The organism is Verrucomicrobia bacterium S94, assembly GCA_004299845.1.
Lineage (GTDB): Bacteria > Verrucomicrobiota > Kiritimatiellia > Kiritimatiellales > Pontiellaceae > Pontiella.
Genome location: CP036201.1, coordinates 2959459 through 2985981 on the forward strand (window position 1 = coordinate 2959459; position 26523 = coordinate 2985981).

Consider the following 26523-nt stretch of genomic DNA (forward strand, 5'->3'; position numbering starts at 1 on the left):
GTGAGGTCCCTTATTTTTCACAGCTCGATTGCCTTTCGTTTACACAGGAGATCAACAATGAAAGACTTGAAAAAATCATTAGGCATCGGGGTGGACCAATCCTCGAAAAGCCACCGCAAATCACTGGTTTCATACATCAACCTGAAGCTTTCCGCTCTGGATCAGCCGATTTATGAAAAAACCGACGGCAGAGAGCTCGATATCGCGTTCGACCTGATCAACAACATCAAGGAGAAAAACCGTATTCTCCACGACTATCTCTGCCCGGTCGACCAGCGGATTCAGAACTTTCTCAACGAATATCTGAAGGATGCGTGCGATGAAGTGCCGACCCTTCCGAATAAAACGCTTACCCTCGACCGCCATGGCCTGGCTCGGGAACTTTCGCTTCCGCCCCACAAAGACGAGTTTATTGCCAACGGCGTGGAATCCTACCGCATCCAGCAGGGCGTTCTGCACAATCCGAAACACGACCGCCGTACCACCAAAGGCGTTTTCCATATCTGCGAAGGCGGTTTTCCGGTTCCGGCCGACAAGCTGGAAGTCCCGAAGCAGACCTATGTCAAACTGCTGGAAATTGCGCTCAACCCACCGCAGGATCACCTGCAGCTGCCCTTTACTTCCGCACAGGAAAATAAAGCCGCCACACAGGTCTCGCTGCTGCTCCGCCCAATGGTCAGCCCGGAAGTCCCCGGATTCCTCCCTGAAAAAAACATGGAAATCCGCTTCTTTGCTCCAGGCAACTTTGTCTGCAATCTCGACTTTGTGGAATCCATCTTCGGTAATGCCGGCGATCCCTACCTGCCGGAAAACGACGCAGCCCTCGACCCCGACAGCTGGACCGGTTACACCGGCTGCGTTATTCTCGCTCCGCACATCTGCGGTCTGAAGAAAAAGGATCTCGGCCTGCCTTATATTGACGATGCCACCGAACGCCAGGTACGCGACGGCATGTGCTGGGCCTCGCCGGACGAACTCTACAACGGCGGCACACCGTTCAAAATTACCGCTCGCGATGAAAACGGTGTAATCGTCACCATCATCGGCGACAACTATTTCGGCTACTGCAAAAAAGAAGTAAAAACCCAGATCGGCTATGCCGCCAACCTCTACGGCCTCTGTGAAGAGGAACATGCCGGTGGCGCACTTGCTCTGCCGCAGTACAACCTGGCGGAACGCTTCTCGCCCGACGGCACCCTGACCAACCTCGACCATACGCTGGCCAATGTCCTGCATGTGATGGGCGATAAAGTGACGATTCACCCGGAAGGCTATGCCACCGACAACGAACATCCGAACGTCTTCTTTGTTCCGGAAACGGCAGAATTCAGCATTCCGGACCAGAGTGTCACCTGGTCAAAATCGGGAAAAATCCAACGCCTGAAACTGCTGGAAAACCGGGTTTTTGTATATCCGTCCGGATATCGGGTTACCCTGAAACAGAGCCCCACCGCCGGCACCTGGCGTCTCGTCGGTACAGTCGCGGAGGGCACGCTCTGTCACAAACCGTGCACGGTTTCCGGCGGCGGAAAATCCGAAATCTCCAAATCACTGACCGACGCCATGATCTCCGGTTCCATTTTTGTGGCCGATATCGAAAACGACCTGAATGCCGTCCAGGAAATTCTCGATAAGGATTACAGCGTGCGCTTCAAAGTCCCACGCGAAAAAGGACATAAAACCCGGCCTATTCTTGGAAACGAACGTTCCCTCGGTTCCGTGATCAAACTGCTCAACCCGTCAGAAGAAAACACCGACGAATTCAATGAGTGGCTCGCCTCCATACCGAACCGCATCAAAGGTCTCGTATTTCTGCTCAAACGCTTCTACCAGCCCGAATGGGGCGATGACTGGCGCTCGCACCTCAGCGTTGACTTCATCAATGGCGAAAAAGGGCATGAACTGAAGTTCGACGGCAAAAAAGTTAAAGGCAACTACCTGCGCGTCGGAATGGATAATGAAGGAATCTGGCGCACCTCCAAACTGCGGACCGACTTTATTCCGGCGGAAAAAATCCAGTGGGAGGACGATATCTCCGCATCTATTGTGGTACCCTCCGAAAAACTGACCGATCTCAACCCGGACTATGCCGGATGCAAATCCGTCAAGATTGTGGACAACTGCGAATCACGTCTGTTCCAGCGGCCGGACGAAGCCGTCAATCGCGGATTCGATAAAGCTGCGGAGGCCGATATAGCGGCACCCAACAACTTCCTATCCAACTATGCTCCGCTGCACAAAAGCGTGGCTCAGGAAATTATGGATCACTCGGTTATGTACAATCAGTACACTAAGCCGATGCGGAAGCTGATTAAAAAAGCCGCGGAGTCCAAAAATCCGGACCAGCTTTTCGTCGATAGTGCCCAGCCGCGAATCGTCGACGGGAAACCAACCAAAAACCCGCGCTATCTGCAGACCCGTCCCGATCTGGTGAACGGCATGCCCAAATATCTGGCACTCATGTCCACCCGGCTTTTCCGCAAAATTAAAGCGGGCGACCCGCTGTACACACCGGTGAACGCCGTGCTGCCGGGACGCCGGAATAATCCATCGGAACCGGGCATCCGGCCGCTCGCGGTTTACGGACCGATCCACTACCAGGAACTCCCCGAACTGTTCATGGACTTCATCTGCTCTCTGACCGGAAAGTCCCCGTCCACCACCGGTGCCGGCACCGAAGGCGCCCTGACCAAAGGTCCGTTCAACGCCCTGCCGGCCACAGCCGATCTGAACAACGCGCTGCTCTCGTTCATCCTGACCGGAAGCAACGGTTTCAGCACCGCCGCCGGATACATCGGAACCAAACACAAAGTTGAGCACGATATCAGCATCCTGATTCCGGAACTCTGGTGCAGACTCACTGTAGCCGAACGCGATCCGAAAAATATGATCGCCGCCGGCCAGCTCGAAAAACTCGAAGACTTCGAATACGAAGGCAAACCGGTGCTGGCCAGCCGCCTCGGCTACCGCATCACCAAACGCTTCGTAAATGACTTCATCGGTAAAGTCTTCGAGGCGCCGAAAACGGTATTTGAACCGGATATGCTCAAACCCGAGCTACAGGGTATGGATGAATTTGTGGACGGCATTAACAACATTGTCGAAACGCAGCAGATGATTGCTCAGCGTTATATCGACGACGGATCTGTGGAAAGCTTTATTCCGCCGCTCAAAGCCCTCGTCTATATTATGGCCGAAGGAACTTACAAAGGAATGAATGCCTCCGATTCGGAATTCCGCAGTATGTTCGAACGCGAAGCGGTCATTGCAAGCGACTGGTACAGAGAACGCCTGAAGCTCAAGCAGCAGAGAAAAGCAGCCGCCTGTCGCAAGCATATCGAATACCTGAACGACTTCATCAGCCAAAACCACAATGCCAATGTCGTCGATCATCTGAACTGCAAAGCGCGCCTTGAAACAGTTAAAAAACGGCTCGCCTACGTGGAAACCGATGCCTACCTCGACGATATCGTCGGTACCATCGGCGCCGACCCCATCGCCGTGTAAATTTTCCGGCCATGGGAAAAGTGCAGAACCCCGTCATCCGGCGGGGTTTTTTATTTCCGGAAATGAAGATGCGGACCATAAATGCTTGTTTGTCCAACGGTCTATGCAGTAAGCGTCTTCTTTTTAAACCTCAAGTTGCAGATTCTTGACCTGCATCAAGGCGGAATCCCGTCAATCAGGCATGGTCTGTGCGATAACCGATGGGAATGCAACATGAATGGAATTCTGGACATGGATAAATCAAACGTAAAATCGGATCACAGCCTGCAGATTGTGGAATTCCCGCACGGTGGCGTTACTGCACACATTGTCACCGCCCAGGCTACGGAAGAAACGATAAACGACGTAATCGACCAGGTCACCGCAGAAATGGCGGCACGCAATGCCCGCATTGCTTTTCAGTATGTTTTCGGTGGCCGCAAATTTTACCCCAAAGCGGTTTCCGCCATCGAGAAGCTGGACTGGCCGCTGACCCTGCTGCACGGAGACGCCTGCTCCGGCGAAAACATTACCGGCACGCAGTTTATCGCCCTTTCCGACGCCAAACTGAACCCGGTCATGGATGGAGACCGCATTGTCGGCAACTGGTACGAAACGGCTGACGCCCGTTACTGTCTGCTCGGCGACCTGCGGGCGGATAACCTCGAACTCGGGCGCGAAGAACAGGCCCGGGCGGTTTTTGAAAAAATGGAACACCTGTTGAAGCAGGCCGACATGGAATTTACCGATATTGCCCGCACGTGGCTCTATCTCAACAACCTGCTGGAGTGGTACGACGAATTTAATGTGGTCCGCACGAACTTCTTCAAGGAAAAAGGCACGTTCGATAAAATGGTTCCGGCCTCCACCGGCATTGGCGCCGGCACCGCCGCCGGCGAAGAAATGGTGGCCGCGCTGCTCGCCGTGAAACCGAAACACGACAATGTGAAAGTATTCCCCGTTCCCTCCCCGCTGCAGTGCCCCGCATTGGATTACAAGAGCTCATTTGCACGGGCCGTGGAAATCGATCAGCCCGGCTCCCGGCTGCTGACCATTTCCGGAACCGCCAGCATTGAGCCCGGCGGAAAAACCGCCCATCTCGGCAATACTGAAAAACAGATTGAACTGAGTATGGCCGTGGTGCACGAAATTCTGAAATCACGCGATATGGACTGGAAAAACACCGCCCGCGCCATTGCCTATTTCAAAGATGTCAGCGAGGCGCATCTGCTGGAAAAATACTGTATCGCAAATAACCTGCCGGAACTGCCGGTGGCTATTTCCCACGCAGACGTCTGCCGCCACGATCTTCTGTTCGAAATCGAACTCGATGCCGTGAAAATCAAATAATTCAGCCTTCGCGGTGAACACCGAATGCACGGAAGTTGGTTTCTGTTTTTCCGTGTATTCTGCATCTTCCGTGGTTTAGGTTATTTTCATGAGTAATTTAACAACCCTATCCTGCCGAGAGCGCTTTCTGTGCGCCTGTAAATGCGAACCTGTTGACCGCCCGCCCATCTGGATGATGCGCCAGGCCGGACGTTCTCTGCCTGAATACATGGCCTTGAAAGAATCGAAAAAATTCACCGAACTGGTACAGGATCCGGAAACGGCTGCGGAGGTCACCCTTCAGCCGGTTCGGCGCTTCGGTTACGATGCCGCCGTCATCTTTTCCGATATTCTTGTGATTTCTGAAGCCATGGGCGCAAAATACGAACTGCTGGAACAGGGCGGCGTAAAGGTTGATTTTGCACTGAACTCCAAATCCGATGTGGACCGACTGAACCCGAAAAACGTGCTCGATCATATCGGCTATACACCGGAGGCCATCAAAATCGCCCGGAAGGAACTGGGCGATGAACGGGCCATTATCGGTTTTGCCGGTTCACCGTGGACGCTGGCCTCGTTCATGGTCGAAGGCGGCAGTTCCCGCGAAAACCTGCGCTCCCGGGCAGCGCTTTATGATGAACCGAAGCTGTTTTTCTCTCTGCTCGAAAAAATCACCGAAGCCACCATTGTTTATATTAAGGCCCAGATCGAAGCCGGTGCCGATGTAATTCAGATTTTCGACAGCCAGGGCGGCACCCTGGCCCCGAATCTGTTCTGGCGGTATTCCGGACTCTGGATGCAACGGATCATTGATGCCATTGGCGGTCAGGTTCCAACCATCGTGTTCGCCCGAAACGTTCATCATAACTGGGAAAACGTCATTCAGACCGGCGGTAATGTGCTGGGTATCGACTGGAGCATTGATCTGCGCGAAACCGCCGACCGTCTTCCCGCCGATGTCGCCGTCCAAGGCAATCTCGACCCCGCGCTTCTGATTGCCCGCCCCGATTCCGCGGCAGAAGAGGCCGGACGGATCTGCGAATCCATGCGCGGACGGAACGGCTTTATTTTCAACCTCGGCCACGGCGTTCCGCCCAATGCCGACCTTGCAGCCATTCAGGCCGTGACGGAAACCGTCCAGAGTTTCAAATGAACAGTATCCGTGTCAGTCTCGACCAGCTTCGCACATACAACCAGCCCGGTCCCCGCTATACCTCCTACCCTCCGGCCACTCACTTCACCGAAGCCTTTACACTGGACCGCGCCTGCGCAGATACACACTCCCCCCTCTCGCTCTACGTTCATCTGCCTTTCTGCAAACGGCAGTGCCTGTACTGCGGCTGCACCAACATTGTGACCGGCCAGCAGGGCCGCAGTGCGGTTTATCTTGATTATCTGCAGAAAGAAATGGAACGGCGACGCCCATTCATCAATGCCGAATCCGACGTCGTGCAGATTCAGCTCGGCGGCGGCACCCCGACCTTTCTGCTTGAAGAAGAACTCGAACGGCTCGGCGAACTGATACACCATCATTTTTCCGTCAGCCCGGACGTTGAGGCCGGTGTTGAAATCGATCCGCGCGGCCTGACCCTTGAAAAGGTTCAGGCTCTTCAGCATGCCGGATTCAACAGGGCATCGCTCGGCGTTCAGGATACCAATCCCGACGTACAGAAAACCATTGCCCGCATTCAGCCTCTGGAAGTGGTTGCCCAGGCGAATCAGTGGGTACGCGATTGCGGCATGACTTCGGTCAATTTTGATCTGATCTACGGTCTTCCGACGCAGACACTGAAATCCTTCGAACAGACCATTGATGATGTGCTGACTCTTTCACCGGATCGGCTGGCGGTTTACAGTTATGCCCATATTCCCTGGATTAAGCCTTTTCAGAAAACGCTGGAAGACAAACTGCCGGACACCGAAACCAAGCTTCAGCTGCTGCAGCTGGCCATCGAAAAACTGACCGGCGCGGGGTATGTCTATATCGGCATGGATCATTTTGCCAAGCCGGACGATGCAATGGCGATTGCCCTGGCTGACGGCACGCTGCAGCGCAATTTCCAGGGCTACAGCACACTGAAGGGCGTTAATCTGCACGGCTTCGGGATGTCCTCCATTTCACACGCGGCCGGGCAGTATTTTCAGAACGAAAAAGAGATCGGCGCCTACTACAACGCCCTCGACAACGGAAAACTTCCACTGGTGCGCGGCTACTCCATGACGGATGACGATAAAATCCGCTATGCCGCCATCATGCACATCATGTGCAACCTTTACATCGACTACGCCGCCCTGTCCGAAGAACTGGGCGTTGATTTTACGGAATATTTCAAGGCCGACCTCGCCTCGCTCGACGATCTCGAAGCCGACGGTCTGCTGCAGCGCGAGAAAAACGGGTTGCGTGTCACCCCGCTCGGCCGCCTCTTTATCCGGATCATCGCCATGCGCTTCGATGCCTATCTGCAACAGGAACAGCGTAAAGGCCGCTATTCCCAGACGGTTTAACACGCTCCATTTCTTCGCGTGCATTCGCACGCAAAGATCGTTAAATTAAATCTATGAAAAAAGTAGCGATAATCGGTGCGGGCATTACGGGATTAACTGCGGCATATGAACTGCAGGAAAAAGGTATCGACTGTGTCGTATTTGAAGCTTCGGGCCGGGTCGGGGGCTGTATCTCCACCATTCGCAAAGACGGATATCTCGTGGAATGCGGACCGAATTCGATCCTCGAAACCCATCCCGATGTTGGGAACCTGATTGTACGTCTGGGACTCGATGGCAATAAACTGCCCGCCAGCCTCTCAGCAAAAAACCGGTATATTGTCCGCGACGGGAAACCGGCAGCCCTGCCCTCTTCGCCCGCAGCCTTGTTGAAATCGAACGCCTTTTCCTCTCAGGCCAAACTTCGCCTGCTGAAAGAACCTTTCATTAAATCCAAAAGCAGCGAACAGGAGAGTCTCGCGGATTTTGTTCTGCGCAGGATCGGAAAAGAATTCCTCGACTACGCCATCAACCCCTTTGTCAGCGGCGTCTATGCCGGGGATCCGGCCCGCCTTTCGGTTAAGTATGCATTCCCAAAACTTTATGCACTGGAACAGGATTACGGTTCTCTGATCAAAGGAGCAGTCAAAGGCTCCAGAAAACGCAAAAAACGCGCCGAAAAAAATGTGCACGATGCCCGGATGTACTCCTTTGATGAAGGGATGGAAGTGCTGCCCCTGCGACTGGCGGAAAAACTCGGCGACCGCATTCGTCTCAATACGCCTGCATCCTCGATTCAGATGATGGAGGAAGACATCTGGCTGGTGAATCGCGAAGAATTCAGCGATGTCCTCATGGCCATTCCGGCCCACCAGATGCCGGAACTGAATACTCCATTTGACCTGGATCTGTTTGCGGAAATCGAATATCCCGCCGTCACCAGCCTCTCCATCGGCTTTGAGCTCAATTCTATCATGCATGCGCTCGACGGCTTCGGTATGCTGATTCCGGAAGTGGAACATAAATTTTCCCTCGGCGCACTGTTTCCCTCTTCGATCTTCCCGGATCGCGCCCCCGGCGGCGCGGCACTGCTGACCGTTTTTGTCGGCGGAGCACGCGCTCCCGAACGGGCCCTGATGAATCAGGACGAAATGCTCGAAAACGTACTCGATGACCTCCGGGAACTGCTTGGCATAAAAAGTACACCGGACTTCATACACCGTACCGTCTGGCCCAAAGCAATTCCGCAGTACACCATCGGCTATGAAAAGTTCCTCAACTGCATGAAGGACATCGAGGCGAATTACAAGGGCATCCACTTCGCCGGTCACTATCGCGACGGAATTTCCGTATCCAACTCCCTCCTCTCCGGCCTCAATTTCGCAAAAAGGATATCCTCATGAAGCGTGGTTTTCTGCTGATGAATACCGGTTCACCGGATGACACATCCGTGGAGGCGCTGCGGATTTATCTCAAAGAGTTTCTGATGGACCCGTATGTCATCGATCTGCCGTTTCCACTGCGCTACGCACTGGTACACGGGCTTATTCTGCCGAAACGTCCGGCGGAATCGGCCGAAGCGTATAAAGCGATATGGACCGAAAACGGCTCGCCGCTGATTCACTACTGCAGCAACCTGGCCCGGGACCTGAATCAAAAAATGAAGGACCCGCTCGAAGCCTGTATGGCCTACCGCAATCCTTCCGTGGCCTCCGCCATCGATAAGCTGCTCAGCCAGGGCGTTGAGGAAATCGGGCTGCTGCCCATGTTCCCGCACTATGCCATGGCCACCACCGGCGGTTGCACAGCACTGGTGAAAAAAATCCTGAAAGGCCGCGCAAAACTGCGTGTTGCTCCGCCCTTCTACCATATCCCTGAATTTATTCAGCCGCTGGCGGATGCGCTGAAGGAGGTAAAAGAGCACATTCTCTTCAGTTATCATGGTCTTCCGGTGCGCCATATCAAAAAAACCGATCCCACCGGGAACCACTGTATGCAGAAACCCGACTGCTGCTCAACGCCATCGCCCGCCCATGCCACCTGCTACCGTCACCAATGCTTTGAAACCACACGGTTGATTGCAGAAAAAGCCGGCCTTGAAAAAGAACAGTATACGCTGGCCTTTCAATCCCGCCTCGGACGGGATCCCTGGCTGGAGCCCTATACGGATAAAATTCTTAAAGAACTTCCGGAAAAAGGCATAAAAGAACTCGCGGTTATCTGCCCTGCTTTTTTCTGCGACTGCCTTGAAACGCTGGAGGAAATCGAAATCCGGGGACGGGAAACCTTCATGAAAGCAGGCGGGACATCCTTCCGCATGATTCCCTGCCTGAATGATTCCCCGGCCGCATTGCACTGTCTGGAAACCGTTCTTTCCGATGCCGGAAACTGGCCCTCTGTAACATAATCCGCCAATGGAACCGTTTTATATCCGGACCACCGACGGCCTGCAACTTTCGGGAAAATGCCGAACGCCGGAAACGCAGATCAGAGGAGTTATTCTGCTGATCCACGGTCTGGGAGAACATCTCGGCCGTTACGATCATGTTGCGCAGATACTGGAAAAGGCAGGCTTTGCCGTCGTCGGTACCGATCTGCGCGGACATGGAAATTCAGAAGGCCGGCGCGGGCATGTTCCGGCTTTTGAACACCTGCTCGATGATCTGTTTCAGACCCTGAAAAAAACGCGGATAGCGTTTCCCGGGCTACCTGTTTTTCTGTATGGACACAGCCTGGGCGGTCTGATTGTACTCGATTTTGCTCTGCAAAAGAACATGCCCGATCCGGACGGGATTATTTCATCGGCACCGGCACTGCGGATCTGCGCGGCTCCGCCGGCCTGGAAGCTGGGAATGGTGAAACTGCTCGACAAACTGAAACTGTATCCTGCTGTTTCCAGCGGACTGGATGACCGCCTGCTTTCGAAGGACCTCAATGTAATCCGGGCTTATCGAAACGATCCTCTGACCCATGACCGAATCACACCGGCACTCGCACTGGGCATGATGGAATCCGGAAAAAAGTGCCTGAAACATGCCGCCGAACTGGCCGTGCCCGCCTTGCTTTTTCACGGCTCCGACGATCGGATCACCGATCCGGCGGCAACCCGGCAGTTTGCAGAAACCGCCGGCGGGAATTGTACCTTTAAAATGCTTTCAGGCATATTACACGAACCCCATAATGCGCCGGTGAAAAAACAGGTCTTTGAGCTCGTACTGAACTGGCTCAACGACCGGCTTTAGGGAGAACATCATGAACATCAATATTCTACTTTCCGCAGCATCCATACTCTGTGCCGGCCTTCTGAGCGGTTGTGCGTCTTCATACCACAACGGAAAACTGAGCGATATTTCGTCATTTCCAACCGTTGAGCAAAAGAAATCCATCTATGTGGACCTCGCTTTTTCGGGCCGGGTGAACGGCGAACCCTGGCCCCGGACCGATGCCAACAATCGGGCCTTTCTGGAAAATGCTCTGATTCAAAACCTTAAAGAAAGTGGTATGTTCTCCCGAATAAGCAACCGGGAAAGTGACGCCGATCTTCAGTTGCTGGTGGCGGTGATTAATGACAAGGAAAAGGATTCGTCCAATGCCACTCTTTCGGCCCTGACCCTGTTTCTTTATCCCAATACCGAAACCGATACTTTCCGACTTCTCGCCAGTGTGAAGGATTCCGCAACCGGAAAAACGCAACGGATTCAGCTGCAGGACGGCGTCATCCGACGGCAGCAGTTACTGCTCGGACTGCTGGCCCCGTTCAAACCGCACGGACTGGAACTGGAGAAAAGCACCGACCGGCTCATGAATAACCTTATTCTGGAAATGCATAAAACCGGTCTGGTGAAATAAGGCGCTTCCTGAGCGCTATTCGTAGCGCAGCGCCTCAATCGGATTGAGCCGGGCTGCTTTACGCGCCGGCCAGATGCCGAAAACAATGCCGATAATGGCCGAGAAACCGAACGCCATAAAAATCGAATCTTTCGTAAAGACCACGGACATATTAGCAAAACGCTCTGCCGCATAACCCACTCCGGCCCCCAGCGCAATCCCAAGGCAGCCGCCGAAAAAACTGATAATCAGTGCTTCGATCAGGAACTGCGACATGATATCGCGGCCGCGTGCACCCAGCGCTTTACGCAGCCCGATTTCGCGGGTCCGTTCCGTGACGGAAACCAGCATAATGTTCATAATTCCGATGCCGCCGACCACCAGCGCAATTGATGCAATACTCGAAAGCAGCAGCGACATCACCCGGCTGGTGGAAGACACCGCATCCTGAATCTCGGCCAGATTCCGGATTTCAAACGTACCGCTCGCGGTCCGATGACGCTGCGCCAGCAGCGCCAGAATATCCTCCTGAGCCCGTTCCATATTTTCCGGCTTATCAATCTGAATTTCGATGCGCTCCACATAATCACGGCCGAACATCCGGCGCATCGCCGTAGTGACCGGAACAAACGCGGCATCATCATAATCCCGGAACCCGCTGCTGCCCTTTTCCGGAAGCACACCGATCACGGTATAGGTTCTGCGGTTCATCTTAACCTTCTTCCCTACGGGATTCTCTCCACCGAAAAGTTCGCGCACCGGCGTTACCCCCAGAACACAAACCATGGCTTTTGAATTTACCTCCTCTTCGGTAATAAAACGACCGAGCTGCGGTTCATACGAACGCATGAATTCATAATCAGGATCAACCCCGGTCACCCGGCAGCTCCAGTTCAGGTTTCCTACCTTCAGCTGAACATTTCCATCAACGGTCGAGCTGACCCCCACCACATGATTCACCTCTTCACGGATAGCTTCGGCATCAGCACGCGACAGCCGCGAAACCGTTCCCTGCGCCTGTGCCACCCCGCCACGGGAGCGACGTTGCGGCATAAGCATCAGCAGATTCGAGCCCAACCGGCTCATCTGATCCTCCACCGCGGCTTTTGCCCCGTTACCCACAGCCACCGTGGCAATCACTGCAGCCACCCCGATCATAATTCCCAAAGCCGACAGCGCCGTACGCACTTTGTTGGCCGTCAGCGACCGAATAGACTGCTTAACCAGCACCAGCCCTTCATGGATGGATTTCAGGCTGAAACCGCTTTTACCTTCTTCCACCACTTCCCGTTTTTCAACCTTCGGCACTTCCGGGGCATTCGGATTCGGGGCATCGGAAAGAATTTTTCCATCGCGGATTTCAATAATACGCTGGGCGTGATTCGCCACGTCCGCATCGTGGGTAACCAGAATAATGGTGAGTCCGCTGGCGTGCAGCTTGCTCATTACCTCCATAATTTCCTTCGCGCTCTTCGAGTCGAGGTTGCCGGTCGGTTCGTCGGCAAAAATGAGCGACGGACTGTTCACCAGTGCACGTGCAATCGCCACGCGTTGCTGCTGACCGCCCGAAAGCTCGTTGGTGTGATGCATCTTGCGATTGCCCAGCCCCACGAGCTCCAGCATTTTATCAGCAATATCCGTCTTTTTACCGTTACGGGCATAGATCAGCGGGAGGCCGACATTTTCCAACGCACTGGTTCGTTTGAGCAGATTGAACTGCTGAAACACAAAACCCATCACGCGGTTACGGAAAGCAGCCAGCTGGTTTTCAGAAAATTTCGTGACGTCTGTACCGTCAATTTCAAACGTTCCGGAGTCCGGAACATCGAGCAGACCGAGAATATGCATCAGTGTCGATTTCCCGGATCCTGACGCACCGATAATCGCCACATATTCACCCCGCTCAACCGAAAGAGAGACGCCATCCAGGGCACGGACTTCCACCTCACCCATCTGATAGGTCTTGTGCAGATTTTCAACCCTGATCATTAGCGCGGCCCCCTCCCCATGGTCGGGGAGAAAAGACTTCCCCTGCCGGACTTCTTCGGGCCCAGACTGACCTGCTTAATCAAAACTTCATCGCCCTCTTCGAGGCCCTCGAGAATTTCGGTATATGAACCGTCGCTCACCCCGACTTTAATGGTTTTCGTTTCGGGCTTATCCGGATCGTTAGAAGCCACCAGCACATAACTTTCAACCGAGGATCCGCCGAAAGGACGGCGGACAGAACTCTGACTTCCGTTCTGCCCCCCGGACATCCCGCCGGGACGGCGTCCACCTTGGCCGAAATTCGCGAGACGCTCCTTTATTTCGGCATCAGACAAACCGCGCTCTTTCATCCGTTCAACCATAGCGGCTTTGCGCTGATCCTCCGTCATGGACGAAAAATCCGGGCGTTCCCCACCCCGTTCTCCGGCACCGCTTTTCACACTTTTCTGCTGAATAGCGGATACCGGAAGTGTGAGCACTCCCTCTTTTTCCTCCACAATAAACTCAAGGTTGGCCGTCATACCGCTACGGGCGAACGGCGGCAGTTTCCGGCTTGCGCGAACATCGACTTCATACATAGTGACGCTGCTGACCGTAGTGGCATCGTAGGCGATTTTTTCAACCACACAGGGGAATTCATTATCCGGATAGGCTTCCAGTGCCACCACCACCTCCTGATCGGGTTCCACCTGGCCGATATCGGTTTCATCGAGGTTGGCCACAATAATCAGATCGTCGGCAATCACCACAACGGAATCGGAGGATGCGATCGACTGCCCCGGCTCAAAGTTACGGGCAATGATGGTTCCGTCCAGCGGAGAAATGAGCGGTGACGGTTTATACAGCTCTTTCCAGTAGTCATACTCCTCCTGACTGGTCGCCAGCGCGGCATCCAGCAGAGTGGCGCGCTCCGTTGAACTGATCCATCCGAGAATCTGACCTTTTTTAACCTTATCGCCTTCATCCACCATCAGTTCTTCCAGTCGGCCGGCGATCGGCGGTTTTACATCCAGACGGTTCCTCGGCTCCACCTCCCCGGTCGATTCCACGGTGATGCGTATGTCTCTCATTTCCACTTTTTCAACATCATAGTAGGTTTTCGCCCCTTCTTCGTCGCTCCCCTTCGAGCGCGCCCACCATACGCCGGCACCAACACCGATGACTCCTAAAATTATGACCCACTTCATTGTTCTGTTCATTTTATTCACCCTTCTCAATCGTCTGCCAGACACTCAAACCCAGTGCATTTTTCCAGCTTGCCTCCGCCCGTGCTGCGGCACGACGGCGCTGCAGGTGCGTTTTACCCTGTGCTATAACGTTACTTTCAATGGTATCCCAGTCTTCATAGGAGAGCAGGCCCTGCTTATATTTTGCCGTTGAAATTTCAGCGCGCAGCATTTCAGCCTGATAAAGCTCATTCTGAACCGCCTCATTTTCGACCGCGTTGACATAGTCGTTCCACCGCTGCTGCAGCGTAACCATGAGCGAATTTCCGGTATCGATCAGATCCATTTCCGTCTGAATAATCTGCTCCTTGGCCGCAGCAATATCGCTGCTCAGCTGTCCGCCGGTAAACAGCGGAACACTGGCTGAAAGTCCGATCCGCCAGTTTGCATCATAACGCTCAAAACCTGACCCGTCCCCGATGCCGGCTGAAGCACTGAAACTGACCTGCGGAAACCGGCTGCTGCGCGTCACATTCAGGCCCTGCTCTGCGGCCTCAACCTGCGTAACGGCAATCGAATAATCCGGCGTCTGCTTCATCAGCGATTCAAGATCCTCCAGCTCCTCCGGAGAAAGAGCCGTCAATTCCCCGACCGCTCCATCCACCGGTTTCATCAGCCCGATGGCTGCCGCCAGATTTCGCAGCGCATATTCCAGTTCACGCTTTGCCTCTCTCGATTCATAAACCGCCTGCGAATACTGCGCTTTCGTGCGCGCCAGCGATCCGGCATTTTCGCGACCGCCGTCGAACCGAAGCTGAATCAGCCGGACGTTGGCCGCCCGTCGCTTTTCAATCTGTTCGGTCAGCTTGATGAGCTCCTGAGCATAAAGCACGTCGATATAAGCCAAGCGCAGTACATATTCAACGTCGGAGAGGGTCTTTCGATATTGTGCCCGGCCGATTTCCAGCTGAGCCAGTGCGCGTCCGCGTTTGGCCACATTTCCGCCCCCTGTGAACAGATCCTGCTCCAGATTAAGCGATGCGCTTGAATTCTTCGTGTCTGTCCACTCTTCTGAGTTTTCATTCTGCCCATAGGTACCGCTGGCCCGGGCACTGATGGAGGGAAGAAACCCGGCACTGGCTGAGGTCACTCCGTATTCCAGTTCCCGAATAGCGGCGCGCGCCGCAACAAGATCCGGATTATGCGCCTGGGCTTTTTCCAGACACTGCTCCCAGGTCAGAACAACATTCGTCTGCGCAAACGAACCCGTCGTAGCGGCCAGCATAACCGTTAACCATAATCTTTTTTTCATATTCTCTCCGTGCAAAGGCAGTAAAACTGAATTGCGCGGAGATTATTGCAATGAATTATTTAAAATGTCTGTTTTAATTTTCCGCACCGGGAATCAGGGCCGTCTGACCCTTGCGCGATAAAACCGGTTGGAATCGGCCATCGAAACCGCCAGAACCGTTTGCGAAATGCTGCCGGCAAACCAATCAGTTTCAACCTGCCAGCTGACATTCGTCAAAGACGCCAAATACTGTATCTGGTATTCCCTGTTGGTTGAACTGCTGAAAACCAGCTGATCGGCCGCGGCGTAGGAGTCCAGTTGAAAAAAAGAACGGCCATCTGTCGGGTCGGTATCCGCAATCCATTCCGCTTCACCGTCAAAACCGTCACCATCCTGATCTTCTGAGGCGGAAACCCCGGTGGTCGTACCGCATTTTTCATACTCCCATTCATCAGGAATTCCGTCTTCATCAATATCATCCACTGCGGAAACAGCGGCAATCTGACCGGCATAGTATTGAAGATCGGCAATGTAGGTTTTATTACCATAAACGGCGGTGCCGGACGGCTGGTTTCCATAAGTTCCAATGGAGAGCATAATCCCGGCAAGTGCCCACTGACTTCCGTTCTGATAAAAAACACCGCCGCCGGAATCATACGTCGCCCCCTGAGCCTCATCCGCGATATTATCATCAAAACCGGTTCTCATCATATCGGTTGAGCCATATCCGGTATCGACCATTCCTGAAAAAAAATCCCTATGGTTTTTACCCCAGCGCTTCGTCGCCCCCGTATCCCATTTATACCCGGTGTAGACTGTAGGCAGCTCCTCTTCCGTCCATTGAGCATTCCAGCTGACCTCATCCGCGGCACGGTTTCGCCCGTTTCCAATCAGCGTCAGTTCTGCATTCGCGGGAACTCCGTCAGACTGCACCGTCAAACCGGGCAGGTCAACAGCCCCCCGACCACTCTGAACATTATCAGGTCCGCCTCGTCCCCCACGCTGTTTGTCAGTCGCGTCCAGCTGTTGGGATCAATGGCATAGCGGTTATCGCCCAGCAGCACACCGGTTGGATCATCCAGCGATTTTATATGATAGGCCGTAATGAACCAGTTGTTGGAAACATAGGTCACACCCGAATATTTACTGCTGTGATCAATACGGCCCACATAGTCCCATCCCTGCCCTCCGGCAGGAGCATTTGTATTCTGCGCTCCATCACCGCCGGCAACAATGACCGCTCCGGCGTTGAAAATCCGGAAAAACAGAAAAAGCGTCATTAAAACAATCTTTATTGGTCTCATAGATCTCCGCCTGTAAACAGATACCGCGCAGGGAATCAGTACCGTTTCAGTAGCATATTCCTTTCCAGTTTACCGACTATTGCTCAAACCGCCGGCTGTGTTATGTTCCGCCCTTATGAATAAGGACAGAATCTATACTGACTCTCTGGCAAAAATCGCTGATTTCAGTTTCGATGCACAGGTGGCCGATGTGTTCACCGACATGATTGAGCGTTCGGTGCCCGGCTACCGCGCGATTCTCACCATGATCGAAACCCTGACCGAACACTATGCCCAGCCCGGCTCCAATCTATACGATCTCGGCTGCTCTCTGGGCGGAGCCACCCTGTCCATGCGCCGCGGCATCCGCGTGGAAAACTGCCGGATTGTGGCGGTTGATAATTCAGACTCCATGATCGAGCGCTGTCAGAAAGCCATGGAACGCGACCATAACCCCACGCCAGTCGAAACGGTCTGTTCTGATATCCGCGAAATCGATATTCAGGATGCCTCGGTCGTCGTCCTCAATTTCACCCTGCAGTTTATTCCGCCTGCCGACCGTTTCCCGCTCCTGAAAAAAATCTCGGAAGGCATGCGGCCGGGCGGAGTTTTAATCCTTTCCGAGAAAGTCATTTTCAACGATGAGCATCTCGACAAACTGCTGTTCGATATTCATCACGACTTTAAACGCGCCCATGGCTATTCCGATCTCGAAATCAGCCAGAAACGTTCCGCACTCGAAAATGTCCTGATTCCCGAAACCATCCCCACCCACCGGAACCGACTGTTCGAAGCGGAATTCACTTCCGTCGATGTCTGGTTCCAGTGCTTCAACTTCATGTCCATGCTTGCCATCAAATAAACCCATGCAGACACGCAGCGTATTCTTTGCGTCTGCTCCATCCCATGAAAATTGATTATTCCGAACTGTACGAACAGCTGAAAGACTCCGATCTTGAATCCTGGATTCCGCTCCTGCCGGAGCTTATTGCACACAGCCTCCGCCCGGAACGCCACGGCCTGCTTCCGAAGTGGCAAAAGGTGCTGGAACAACTGCCGGTCGTTGAAAACAATACCGTTGAGCTGCAATCAGAAGTCCGGGCTGAAGGTACAGTATTTCCAGATCTGGAAAAACAGCTGAAGACCTTTCATCCCTGGCGCAAAGGCCCCTATCACATTCACGGTATACACATCGATACCGAATGGCGGTCCGACTGGAAATGGAACCGGGTTGTTCCACACATCCAGCCCCTGAAAGACCGGACAGTCCTCGATGTCGGCTGCGGAAACGGCTACCACTGCTGGCGCATGGCCGGCGAAGGCGCAGCACTCGTCATCGGCGTTGATCCCTCCGCACTGTTTGTCTGCCAGTTTTTCGCCCTGAAAAATTTTCTGCATCATCCCCGGGTCTGGGTACTGCCGCTCGGAATTGAAGACGTTCCGAAAACGCCCGGCAGTTTTGACACCGTCTTTTCCATGGGGGTCCTGTATCACCGGAAATCGCCGGTCGAACATATTGAACAGTTGAAGTCATTTCTGAAACCCGGCGGAGAACTGGTGCTGGAAACACTGGTGGCGGACGGCCCCGAAGGATATTCCCTGATCCCGCACGGCCGCTACGCCAAAATGCGCAACGTCTGGTTTATTCCTTCTGTCCAGACCCTGGAACTCTGGCTTAAACGCTGCGGACTGAAAAAGATTAAAACAGTCGATGTAAATGTCACATCCACCGAAGAACAGCGCTCCACCGACTGGATGACCTTCGAATCTCTCCCCGACTATCTGAATCCCGCCGATCCCGCCCGAACTATCGAAGGCTACCCCGCCCCGAAACGGGCCGTAGTAATTGCAACAGTATAATTTTCCCACAACCTCGCCATGAGCATAATGCCCACAGGCGTCTTAAAGCCCCGAAGAATCGAGCTCTCCCGGTACCCGGCGGACCGTATCAGTAAATGCCTTCATGCAGTCCGTACGGTATTTTCCCGCCCGTACCAACTGCAGCAGATCCCTGCGCAAATCGACCAACGGCCGCGATAATTCCACCAGACTGCCGCGCTGCAGTTCGTCCTGTATGGCCAGCCGCGAAAGACAGCCGATCCCCATTCCGGAGCGGACCGCCTGCTTCACGGCTTCGGTATGCCCGAATTCATAGCGGATATTCAGAACTTCGCCGTGCCGAAGCAGCGCCCGCTCAAAAACTTCGCGGGTTCCGGAACCGCTTTCCCGCAGAATCCACGATTCATTCAGCAGCTCTTTCCGTTGACATTCCGGACGGGCTGCCAGCGGATAATCCGGCGCACAGAAAATAACCAATCGGTCTTCCCGCCATACCGAAGACTGAATGCGCGAGTCCGAACAGGAACCCTCCACATAGCCCAGATCAATTTCACTGTTAAGCAACCGACCGATAATCTGTTCCGTATTCCCAATAGTCAGCCGAACCCGCACCTCCGGAAACCGATCTGAAAAAGTCCCGATTAAAGCGGGCATCAGGTAATTGCCGATCGTCGAACTCGCCCCGATTCGCAACAGACCGGAAGGGGCCTGCGTCCTGGAGGAAAACAACGCCTCGATTTCCGCCGCACGTTCCAGCAGCTCATCCACTTCACCCAGCAGCCGAACCCCGTTGTGATTCAGCACAATCCGTCGGCCCGGCCGGTCAAACAAACGGACTCCCAGCTGCTTTTCGAGCTCTGACAGCGCCATACTCGCCGCCGATTGCGTCATTGAAACTTCCTGCGCTGCACGGCCCACATTCCCGTTCCGGGCAATGGCGCGAAATACTTCCAGCTGGCGCAGCGTCAGATTCATAAAACAGCTATATCAATTTTTATGATTAGTTCAATAATTTATATCGATTGGACTGATTTAAAACTCCGCCTTATCTTCGCGGCATGAAAACACTGATTCCCGGACTGTTTCCCGCCATTCTAATTGCAATCGCCGCCATTGCTGCGTCTTACTGGAACGCCTCCCTCAATGCCGTCTGCTCGGCGATTTTTCTGGGCCTGCTTCTGGGTCGACTGTTCCGCAAATACCCCGGTACGGCGGCCGGACTTAATTTCGCTGAAAAACGATTACTGCCCTGCGCTATTGCCCTCATGGGACTGGAACTCGATCTGCAAAGCCTGAAGGAAATCGGCATCGCGGCGCCCGCAGTCACTCTTCCGGCCATGGCGCTTTCCATCAGCACGGCCGTATGGGTCGGAAAACGGCTGAATCTTCCGCTGAAAACCGCCCTGCTGACCGGCATCGGAAATTCGGTCTGCGGCTCCTCCGCCGTACTGGCCGCCGCTCCCGCACTGCAATCCGGAAAAGAAGACCGTGGCCTAGCGGTTACCGCCGTAAATCTGGCCGGAACCATCGGCATTTTTCTGCTGCCGGCTGTTGCGCAGGCCGTCGGACTCAGCGGTCAGAAAACCGCCTATCTGCTGGGCGGAAGCCTTCAGGCGGTCGGACAGGTTGCGGCGGCGGCACTCACGGTTTCAGACCAGATCACCCATCAGGCACTGGTGATCAAAATGCTGCGGGTGCTGATGATCGGACCGATTGTGATTCTGCTGACCCGCCTGAACCGCACCGAAAACGGAGAGCACAAAGCCTGGTGGAAGCATATTCCGGGTTATATCATCGGTTTCGCAGTCTGCTCGCTGCTGAGCAGTCTCTTCCACAACCACACCGCCCTGCTGTCCGGACTGAACGCAACCGGCCGGTTTCTGCTTACCGTCGCCATGGTGGCCGTCGGCAGCGGTATGCAGCTTCGGACACTGGGGCGTCAGGGGGCCGGCATACTCGGCATTACGCTGTTATCGAGTATTGTGCTGACCGGATCCGTACTGCTGCTGAGTGCCCTGTTCCTCTAAAAACAGAGTCATAACCCGGCTGCCCCGCCGCGTTATTGATCCTCTACTTCAAGCCGGATAAAATTCATCCGTTTTGAACGGTCAATCTTAGGCAGCGGAACCGTATCTTTTCCGGCTTCGATCGACTTCATCAGCCACGCCATGTTTTCGGCCAGATTATCCATTGTCTGCAGCCCTTCCACATCGTGCTCGGCCTCACCTTTGGCCGCGCCGAAGCCCATATTCCAATAACTCGATGTGGCAATCGGCATCTGAAGAATGGAAAAGAGATGATGCAGCGTATCCAGCGTATGCTGCCCTCCGGCACGGCGCGCGGCGGTTACCGCCGCACCGACTTTATTGGCAAGCAACTGATCATTGGCGATTGCAACATAACCCACACGGTCAATCAACGCCTTCATTTCCATGGTGACATCCGAAAAATAGGTCGGCGACCCCAGTATAATACCATCGGCCGCGAACATCTTTTCCATCCATTCGTTCATCGGATCGTTATAGATTATACAGCGATTGTTTCTGGTTTTAAAACAGGCCCCGCAGGCCGTACAGCCCGACAGCAGCTCGCCGCCGATTTTAATAATTTCGGTTTCAATGCCGTGCATATTCAGCCGGTCACAGACCCGTTTCAACAGCACTTCTGTATTTCCGCCCTTGCGCGGACTCCCGTCAATGGCAACCACGTTCATAAACTATCCCCTGTTGATCAGCCTTCCGTATTTTCCGGAAGGCCGAGTTTTTCAATACCCCAATCATGCATTGATTTCAGAATTGGAAAGACGCTTTTCCCCAGTTCGGTCAGCGCATATTCCACACGCGGCGGAACTTCGGGATAGATCGTCTTTGCAACCAGTCCGTCACGCTCCAGTTCGCGGAGCTGCTGCGAGAGCATTTTCTGACTGACTCCCGGAACGACCCGCTCCAGTTCCGAATACCGCCTGGTTCCGTCATTCAGGTGCCAGAGCATCAGGCATTTCCACTTGCCGCTAAGCATATCCATGGAAACTTCCACCGGACAGTGGTATTTCTTTCCCTTCCACTCGATCATTGCATGTATTCCTTCAAAAAAGATTTCTTCATCTTCCCGCCGGATGACGGCTATTCAGACCTTCCGGTGCGTACCGGACCGAAAAGTGCCCTCTTGCACACTTTTCAGAAACACCTATAACCGCTTCCGAATCCTGTGGAGAAATCAATGACACCATAACGAAACCGGCCGTGATTGGAAGTCTGCTTCCTGCCGTAAAACAGAATCGCTCCACCCATCCCTAACACCAAACAGCAAAAGGAACAATAACCATGACCTACCCCAGAACATTCTCCCACATCGGTCTCTCTGTGACGGATCTCGAAAAGGCCGTTGAATTCTACACGGCCGTGCTTGGATGGTATGTCATCATGCCACCCACTGAAATCAAGGCCGACGACTCCGCCATCGGTATCATGTGCAACGATGTTTTCGGCGAAGGCTGGGACAGCTTCAGAATTGCCCACCTTTCCACCGGCGACAGAATCGGCGTGGAGATTTTTGAGTTCAGCAAGGCCGAAGCGCGCGCGAACAACTTCGAATACTGGAAAACCGGAGTCTTCCATTTCTGCGTGCAGGACCCCGACGTCGAAGATCTCGCCCGAAAAATCACGGAACACGGCGGCAGGCAGCGCATGCCGGTCCGCGAATACTATCCGGGCGAAAAACCCTACCGCATGGTCTACTGCGAAGATCCCTTCGGAAACATTATCGAAATTTATTCCCACAGCTATGAGCAGACCTACTCCGCCGGCGCCTATCAGGAATAAAAATTTCATCGACCGGGCCCTTCTTTCGGCGGGCGCGGTTTCCGGACCGCACTACTGCGCGGCGTTTACTTCGTCGAACTTATCTTTCCACGCCCTGCAGGCGTTATAGACGGCCTCGGCCACCGCCGGAATTTCCTCAAAATCGGACCACAGCCGATCCTCCACCAGATCATGCAGTTCGCTGGCTTTGTTGCCGGCGATGAATTTCAGTTTAGCCGCTTCTTTTTCCAGTTTCTTAATATCTTCCGTCGTCATTATTATCCTCTCAGATCATGATCCGTCCGAAACCGGGGTCACACACAGCGCTCACCGGTCCGCCGGCAGGCTTCCATACCGTCGACCGGCTGAAGCAGACCCAGCATCACCTGCACCTGCTCATCAAAACCACAGGCACGCCGCCCGTTCAGATCAATCAGCGGACGGCGGATCAGGATCGGTTCCCGCAGCATAATCTCCAGAGCATCCGTTTCGCTGAACGATTCCGGCTCCACCGCACCCCGCTTCACCGCCGGAGCCTTCCGGTTAAACCAGTCCGATACCGGCCGCTCCCCGAAATACGTACGCAGTTCATCCTGGTCCCAATCCGAATCCAGAATCGACCGGACATCCAGTGCATACCCCGCCGCCTCCAGCATGGCTTTTTGCCGGGCATTCCCCTTACACCCCGGCTTTTCATAAAAGATCACGGTCTTCACCCCAACACCTCAATTTCAATATTGTCTATAACAAATCAATATATACATTACAGAATTCCAAATAATACATTAATTCAATATTGTAATTTCATGAAAGCGTAAAATTCCGCTATATTGGAATCTGCGCCCCAACGGGCGGCAGATTGCGGGGTTCTCGATTTTTTATTGCCTGAGCCAATCCGCTGTGGTCTGGTTTCTTCAATGAACCTGAATGAACTGATTGAAACCGACCGCCGCCATATCTGGCATCCGTATACCTCCACGCTGAATCCGCTCCCCGTGTATCCGGTCGAGCGGGCCGAAGGATGCCGCATTTTTCTCAAAGACGGGCGGGAACTCATCGATGGCATGTCCTCCTGGTGGGCGGCCGTGCACGGTTATAACCATCCTGTGCTGAATGCCGCCGCAGAAGCCCAGCTCAAAAAAATGTCGCATGTTATGTTCGGCGGCCTGACCCACCAACCGGCAGTGGAGCTTGCCCGGAAACTGATTGATCTGACCCCCGCCGAACTGCAGAAAATCTTTTTCTGCGATTCCGGATCAGTCGCCGTGGAAGTGGCCATGAAAATGGCGATGCAGTTCTGGTCCTCCGGCAGAAAGACCAAAACAAAATTCGCCACGATCCGTTCCGGCTATCACGGCGACACCTGGAACGCGATGTCGGTCTGCGATCCGGAAACCGGTATGCATCATATCTTTAAAGGCAGCCTCCCGATTCATTATTTTGCCGATCAGCCGGAAACCGCGTTCGGAGCCCCCTGGAATCCCGCCGATATCGACTCACTCGCCGACATCATCCGGCAGCATCACGATGAGCTTGCCGCCGTCATTCTTGAACCCATCGTCCAGGGAGCCGGCGGCATGTGGTTTTATTCGCCGGAATACCTGAAAAATGTCCGCACACTCTGCAATGAATATGATGTACTCCTGATTGCCGACGAAATCGCCACCGGATTCGGACGCACCGGAAAACTCTTCGCCTGCGAATATGCCGGAATCACACCCGACATTATGTGCCTCGGAAAAGCCATTACCGGCGGCTATATGAGCTTTGCCGCCACCCTGGCCACCGACCGCGTGGCCGACGGAATCAGCTCGGGCGAACCCGGCGTTTTCATGCACGGACCCACCTTTATGGGCAATCCCCTCGCCTGCGCCGTCGCCAACGCCAGCATCGATCTGCTGCAGCACTCCGACTGGCACACCGCCGTTACCTCGATAGAACAGCAACTGATCACCGGCCTTCAGCCCTGCCGGAAGCTGCCGGGCGTCAAAGCCGTACGCTGCCTCGGAGCCATCGGCGTAATCGAACTGAACGAACCGGTGAATATGGCCGAAATTCAGAAACAGTTTGTAGAACGCGGCGTATGGGTCCGCCCCTTCGGCCGGCTCATCTACCTCATGCCGCCGTTCATCATTTCCGAACCCGAACTGTCCCGGCTCTGCCACGCCGTCTGCGAAGTCGTCGCCGCTCCCTGACCGCACAAAGCCAAACCGGCAATTCCCCGTCTCTCCCATACTGATGCCCTACGGCAGAACCGGCTGAAAGTTCTGCCGGGTTAGGTTTTCTTTCTCTGGATACAACGCATCCTCTTCCTCTCCCTGGGCGAGTGGATCCGCGGGGCAACAGCAGAGGCCAACCGAATCGATCCCTTCATCGAAGGAACACCATTTATATACCCGATCAGGAACATTAACCACAATTTGTCCCTTGCTATACCCGAACGGGATCAGTATACGTCATTCGAATTAATTTATACCCGAAGGGGGATATTATGACCGATCCGCTGATTAAATTTATTAAGGAGCGCCGCCGATCCATGGGGTTGACCCAAAAAGATCTGGCTGATAAGGCCGGAGTCGGCCTGCGGTTTATTCGTGATTTGGAACAGGGCAAAGCATCCCTCCGACTGGATAAGGTTAATCAGGTACTCGTGTTGTTTGGGCATCGAATGGAACCGGCCGCATTCCGCATGGAGGTAAACGATGAGGACAGCTGAAGTCTATTTACAGGATCGGCTCGCGGGCATACTGGAAGAGCTCGATAACGGATACCGGTTCTCCTACACGGCGGATTATCTCGCACAGAATGATGCCGCCCCCATCAGTCTGTCACTCCCGCTGCAGAAAGAGCCCTTTGAAGACAAACGCCTGTTCCCGTTCTTTGACGGACTGATCCCGGAAGGATGGTTGCTGAACATTGCCGAAAATACCTGGAAGCTGAATCCGCGGGATCGCATGGGGCTGCTGTTGAGCTGCTGCCGTGATTGTATCGGCGCGGTTTCTATTGTTCCGATGGAGGTAGAGCATGACTAAACCAACCTGCCACATCTGTCTCCAACCATTGGAAAACGGTGAAGACCTCTTTCACGCTACCTGCTGCAAAAAGCTGTTTGGATCCACCAGGCCGCCGATCTTCCCCTATGCATGGGATGAATTGAACCAAATGGCGGAGCAGATCATCAGCCGGCACATCACCGTTCCCGGAGTTCAACCCAAGTTATCTATGCACATTGAGCGCGGCGGACGGTCTCAGGATTCACGGCTGACCCTGGTCGGCCTTGAAGGCGGATTCATCCTCAAGCCACCGGTTAAAGCATATCCGGAAATGCCCGAACTCGAACACCTCACCATGCGAATGGCCGGCTGCTTTGGTATTGCCACCGCCGAATGCGGACTCATCCCGATGGAAGATGGGCAGCTCGCCTTCATCACCAAGCGCATGGATCGGATCGGGAATAACAAACTGCACATGGAGGATATGTGCCAGCTTACCGACAAGTTGACCGAGCAAAAGTACCGCGGCTCCATGGAACAGATTGGCCGCGCCATCCTGCGCCACTGCGACAACGCCCTGCTCGATGCCCTTCGCTTTTTCGAGATCACGCTCTTCAGTTTCCTCACCGGCAACTCCGACATGCACCTTAAAAACTTCTCACTGCTCTACCAGCCCGGCGGTGCAGTAGCGCTATCCCCATCCTACGACCTGTTACCCACCCGGTTGCTGCTTCCGGAAGACCTCGAAGAATCCGCTCTCACCATCAACGGCCGCAAACGACGCCTGGACCGAACTGACTTCCTGCGCCTCGCCGAATCCCTGCGCCTGAATGACAAACAGGTTGCCAACGTGTTCTCACGTTTCAGTCACCATCTTGACAAAGCGTTCCAGATATTGGAATCCGGGCTCTGCTCGCAAGCGATGAAAGAACAATACACCGCCCTTATTCAGGACAGGTCTGAGCGTCTAAACCTAAGATAAACAACGTCCTGCTACCGGCCGAACTTAGTCGCTGCAAATTCTATAAAATCCGG

The 26523-nt window shown here is 54.0% G+C and carries 26 protein-coding genes; 16 read left to right on the forward strand and 10 right to left on the reverse strand.

Annotated features, from left to right (window positions below):
- The first annotated feature begins 57 nt into the window (after positions 1–57).
- The 8 genes from EGM51_12915 to EGM51_12950 all read left to right on the forward strand — a co-directional run bounded on the left by EGM51_12915 (position 58) and on the right by EGM51_12950 (position 11148).
- The gene (locus EGM51_12915; GenBank protein QBG48249.1) at positions 58–3507 is read left to right on the forward strand and encodes a hypothetical protein; all 3450 of its coding nucleotides are present in this window, start codon (positions 58–60) and stop codon (positions 3505–3507) included.
- 231 nt (positions 3508–3738) lie between these two features.
- Positions 3739–4836 (forward strand): endoribonuclease L-PSP, encoded by a 1098-nt coding sequence (locus EGM51_12920; protein ID QBG48250.1) that lies wholly within the window; start codon positions 3739–3741, stop codon positions 4834–4836.
- 88 nt (positions 4837–4924) lie between these two features.
- A complete protein-coding gene (locus EGM51_12925; protein ID QBG48251.1) occupies positions 4925–5968 on the forward strand; it encodes a uroporphyrinogen decarboxylase in 1044 nt (347 codons plus the stop codon).
- Positions 5969–5973: 5 nt separating this feature from the next.
- Complete coding sequence (hemN, locus tag EGM51_12930) at positions 5974–7320, forward strand: oxygen-independent coproporphyrinogen III oxidase (GenBank protein ID QBG49312.1); 1347 nt, start codon at positions 5974–5976, stop codon at positions 7318–7320.
- A 53-nt stretch (positions 7321–7373) separates the two neighbouring features.
- Positions 7374–8702: a protoporphyrinogen oxidase gene (hemG, locus tag EGM51_12935; protein QBG48252.1), complete on the forward strand. Its 1329-nt coding sequence runs from the start codon at positions 7374–7376 to the stop codon at positions 8700–8702.
- Entirely contained in the window at positions 8699–9706 is a 1008-nt protein-coding gene (locus EGM51_12940; protein QBG48253.1) for a ferrochelatase, read from the forward strand. Before hemG ends, EGM51_12940 begins: the two co-directional genes overlap by 4 nt.
- Before the next feature lie 7 nt (positions 9707–9713).
- A complete protein-coding gene (locus EGM51_12945; GenBank protein QBG48254.1) occupies positions 9714–10541 on the forward strand; it encodes an alpha/beta hydrolase in 828 nt (275 codons plus the stop codon).
- 10 nt (positions 10542–10551) lie between these two features.
- The gene (locus EGM51_12950; protein ID QBG48255.1) at positions 10552–11148 is read left to right on the forward strand and encodes a hypothetical protein; all 597 of its coding nucleotides are present in this window, start codon (positions 10552–10554) and stop codon (positions 11146–11148) included.
- A 15-nt stretch (positions 11149–11163) separates the two neighbouring features.
- On the opposite strand, the gene EGM51_12955 is transcribed toward EGM51_12950, so the two are convergent.
- From EGM51_12955 to EGM51_12975, 5 genes are all read right to left on the reverse strand, one after another.
- On the reverse strand, positions 11164–13116 hold the full coding sequence (locus EGM51_12955; protein QBG48256.1) for an ATP-binding cassette domain-containing protein: 1953 nt from the start codon (positions 13114–13116) through the stop codon (positions 11164–11166).
- Positions 13116–14315 carry an HlyD family efflux transporter periplasmic adaptor subunit gene (locus EGM51_12960; GenBank protein ID QBG48257.1) on the reverse strand — a complete coding sequence of 400 codons (1200 nt, stop codon included), beginning with the start codon at positions 14313–14315 and terminating at the stop codon, positions 13116–13118. Before EGM51_12960 ends, EGM51_12955 begins: the two co-directional genes overlap by 1 nt.
- A gap of 1 nt (position 14316) precedes the next feature.
- Positions 14317–15594: a TolC family protein gene (locus EGM51_12965; protein QBG48258.1), complete on the reverse strand. Its 1278-nt coding sequence runs from the start codon at positions 15592–15594 to the stop codon at positions 14317–14319.
- A 93-nt stretch (positions 15595–15687) separates the two neighbouring features.
- Entirely contained in the window at positions 15688–16506 is an 819-nt protein-coding gene (locus tag EGM51_12970; protein ID QBG48259.1) for a hypothetical protein, read from the reverse strand.
- A 2-nt stretch (positions 16507–16508) separates the two neighbouring features.
- Positions 16509–16877 (reverse strand): hypothetical protein, encoded by a 369-nt coding sequence (locus tag EGM51_12975; GenBank protein ID QBG48260.1) that lies wholly within the window; start codon positions 16875–16877, stop codon positions 16509–16511.
- Between the two features lie 115 nt (positions 16878–16992).
- On the opposite strand from EGM51_12975, the gene cmoA reads away from it, so the two are divergent.
- Together cmoA and cmoB are read left to right on the forward strand one after the other, a co-directional pair.
- Entirely contained in the window at positions 16993–17718 is a 726-nt protein-coding gene (gene cmoA, locus EGM51_12980) for a carboxy-S-adenosyl-L-methionine synthase CmoA (protein QBG48261.1), read from the forward strand.
- A gap of 44 nt (positions 17719–17762) precedes the next feature.
- Complete coding sequence (gene cmoB, locus EGM51_12985) at positions 17763–18716, forward strand: tRNA 5-methoxyuridine(34)/uridine 5-oxyacetic acid(34) synthase CmoB (GenBank protein QBG48262.1); 954 nt, start codon at positions 17763–17765, stop codon at positions 18714–18716.
- A 42-nt stretch (positions 18717–18758) separates the two neighbouring features.
- Here the strand turns inward: cmoB and EGM51_12990 are convergent, their stop codons facing one another.
- Positions 18759–19670 carry a LysR family transcriptional regulator gene (locus EGM51_12990; GenBank protein QBG48263.1) on the reverse strand — a complete coding sequence of 304 codons (912 nt, stop codon included), beginning with the start codon at positions 19668–19670 and terminating at the stop codon, positions 18759–18761.
- 83 nt (positions 19671–19753) lie between these two features.
- Between EGM51_12990 and EGM51_12995 the strand changes: the two genes are divergently transcribed.
- On the forward strand, positions 19754–20722 hold the full coding sequence (locus EGM51_12995) for a putative sulfate exporter family transporter (protein ID QBG48264.1): 969 nt from the start codon (positions 19754–19756) through the stop codon (positions 20720–20722).
- 32 nt (positions 20723–20754) lie between these two features.
- On the opposite strand, the gene EGM51_13000 is transcribed toward EGM51_12995, so the two are convergent.
- Positions 20755–21408 (reverse strand): flavodoxin family protein, encoded by a 654-nt coding sequence (locus tag EGM51_13000; protein QBG48265.1) that lies wholly within the window; start codon positions 21406–21408, stop codon positions 20755–20757.
- Between the two features lie 17 nt (positions 21409–21425).
- The gene (locus EGM51_13005; protein ID QBG48266.1) at positions 21426–21767 is read right to left on the reverse strand and encodes a transcriptional regulator; all 342 of its coding nucleotides are present in this window, start codon (positions 21765–21767) and stop codon (positions 21426–21428) included.
- 251 nt (positions 21768–22018) lie between these two features.
- Here EGM51_13005 and EGM51_13010 point away from each other — a divergent pair, with 251 nt between their 5' ends.
- A complete protein-coding gene (locus tag EGM51_13010) occupies positions 22019–22516 on the forward strand; it encodes a lactoylglutathione lyase family protein (protein ID QBG48267.1) in 498 nt (165 codons plus the stop codon).
- A 51-nt stretch (positions 22517–22567) separates the two neighbouring features.
- Here EGM51_13010 and EGM51_13015 read toward each other — a convergent pair whose 3' ends face one another.
- Complete coding sequence (locus EGM51_13015) at positions 22568–22771, reverse strand: hypothetical protein (protein ID QBG48268.1); 204 nt, start codon at positions 22769–22771, stop codon at positions 22568–22570.
- A gap of 38 nt (positions 22772–22809) precedes the next feature.
- Positions 22810–23202: a hypothetical protein gene (locus EGM51_13020; protein QBG49313.1), complete on the reverse strand. Its 393-nt coding sequence runs from the start codon at positions 23200–23202 to the stop codon at positions 22810–22812.
- Between the two features lie 210 nt (positions 23203–23412).
- Between EGM51_13020 and EGM51_13025 the strand changes: the two genes are divergently transcribed.
- From EGM51_13025 to EGM51_13040, 4 genes are all read left to right on the forward strand, one after another.
- Complete coding sequence (locus EGM51_13025) at positions 23413–24690, forward strand: adenosylmethionine--8-amino-7-oxononanoate transaminase (protein QBG48269.1); 1278 nt, start codon at positions 23413–23415, stop codon at positions 24688–24690.
- Between the two features lie 296 nt (positions 24691–24986).
- The gene (locus EGM51_13030; protein ID QBG48270.1) at positions 24987–25211 is read left to right on the forward strand and encodes a transcriptional regulator; all 225 of its coding nucleotides are present in this window, start codon (positions 24987–24989) and stop codon (positions 25209–25211) included.
- Positions 25198–25527, forward strand: coding sequence for a phosphatidylinositol kinase (locus EGM51_13035; protein QBG48271.1), 330 nt, complete (start codon positions 25198–25200; stop codon positions 25525–25527). Before EGM51_13030 ends, EGM51_13035 begins: the two co-directional genes overlap by 14 nt.
- The gene (locus EGM51_13040; GenBank protein ID QBG48272.1) at positions 25520–26470 is read left to right on the forward strand and encodes a type II toxin-antitoxin system HipA family toxin; all 951 of its coding nucleotides are present in this window, start codon (positions 25520–25522) and stop codon (positions 26468–26470) included. Before EGM51_13035 ends, EGM51_13040 begins: the two co-directional genes overlap by 8 nt.
- Positions 26471–26523 lie beyond the last annotated feature (53 nt).

Excerpts from the sequence above, each read along its gene's own strand:
- EGM51_12995 (QBG48264.1), top strand. The coding sequence starts at position 19,754 with ATGAAAACACTGATTCCCGGACTGTTTCCCGCCATTCTAATTGCAATC.
- EGM51_12965 (QBG48258.1), bottom strand. The coding sequence starts at position 15,594 with ATGAAAAAAAGATTATGGTTAACGGTTATGCTGGCCGCTACGACGGGT.
- EGM51_12990 (QBG48263.1), bottom strand. The coding sequence starts at position 19,670 with ATGAATCTGACGCTGCGCCAGCTGGAAGTATTTCGCGCCATTGCCCGG.
- EGM51_13030 (QBG48270.1), top strand. The coding sequence starts at position 24,987 with ATGACCGATCCGCTGATTAAATTTATTAAGGAGCGCCGCCGATCCATG.
- hemG (QBG48252.1), top strand. The coding sequence starts at position 7,374 with ATGAAAAAAGTAGCGATAATCGGTGCGGGCATTACGGGATTAACTGCG.
- EGM51_12915 (QBG48249.1), top strand. The coding sequence starts at position 58 with ATGAAAGACTTGAAAAAATCATTAGGCATCGGGGTGGACCAATCCTCG.
- EGM51_13005 (QBG48266.1), bottom strand. The coding sequence starts at position 21,767 with ATGATCGAGTGGAAGGGAAAGAAATACCACTGTCCGGTGGAAGTTTCC.
- cmoA (QBG48261.1), top strand. The coding sequence starts at position 16,993 with ATGAATAAGGACAGAATCTATACTGACTCTCTGGCAAAAATCGCTGAT.
- EGM51_12960 (QBG48257.1), bottom strand. The coding sequence starts at position 14,315 with ATGAACAGAACAATGAAGTGGGTCATAATTTTAGGAGTCATCGGTGTT.
- EGM51_12955 (QBG48256.1), bottom strand. The coding sequence starts at position 13,116 with ATGATCAGGGTTGAAAATCTGCACAAGACCTATCAGATGGGTGAGGTG.
- EGM51_13015 (QBG48268.1), bottom strand. The coding sequence starts at position 22,771 with ATGACGACGGAAGATATTAAGAAACTGGAAAAAGAAGCGGCTAAACTG.
- EGM51_12925 (QBG48251.1), top strand. The coding sequence starts at position 4,925 with ATGAGTAATTTAACAACCCTATCCTGCCGAGAGCGCTTTCTGTGCGCC.
- EGM51_12945 (QBG48254.1), top strand. The coding sequence starts at position 9,714 with ATGGAACCGTTTTATATCCGGACCACCGACGGCCTGCAACTTTCGGGA.
- EGM51_12920 (QBG48250.1), top strand. The coding sequence starts at position 3,739 with ATGGATAAATCAAACGTAAAATCGGATCACAGCCTGCAGATTGTGGAA.
- EGM51_13000 (QBG48265.1), bottom strand. The coding sequence starts at position 21,408 with ATGAACGTGGTTGCCATTGACGGGAGTCCGCGCAAGGGCGGAAATACA.
- EGM51_13040 (QBG48272.1), top strand. The coding sequence starts at position 25,520 with ATGACTAAACCAACCTGCCACATCTGTCTCCAACCATTGGAAAACGGT.
- EGM51_13035 (QBG48271.1), top strand. The coding sequence starts at position 25,198 with ATGAGGACAGCTGAAGTCTATTTACAGGATCGGCTCGCGGGCATACTG.
- EGM51_12950 (QBG48255.1), top strand. The coding sequence starts at position 10,552 with ATGAACATCAATATTCTACTTTCCGCAGCATCCATACTCTGTGCCGGC.
- EGM51_13010 (QBG48267.1), top strand. The coding sequence starts at position 22,019 with ATGACCTACCCCAGAACATTCTCCCACATCGGTCTCTCTGTGACGGAT.
- EGM51_13025 (QBG48269.1), top strand. The coding sequence starts at position 23,413 with ATGAACCTGAATGAACTGATTGAAACCGACCGCCGCCATATCTGGCAT.
- EGM51_12975 (QBG48260.1), bottom strand. The coding sequence starts at position 16,877 with ATGAGACCAATAAAGATTGTTTTAATGACGCTTTTTCTGTTTTTCCGG.
- EGM51_12940 (QBG48253.1), top strand. The coding sequence starts at position 8,699 with ATGAAGCGTGGTTTTCTGCTGATGAATACCGGTTCACCGGATGACACA.
- cmoB (QBG48262.1), top strand. The coding sequence starts at position 17,763 with ATGAAAATTGATTATTCCGAACTGTACGAACAGCTGAAAGACTCCGAT.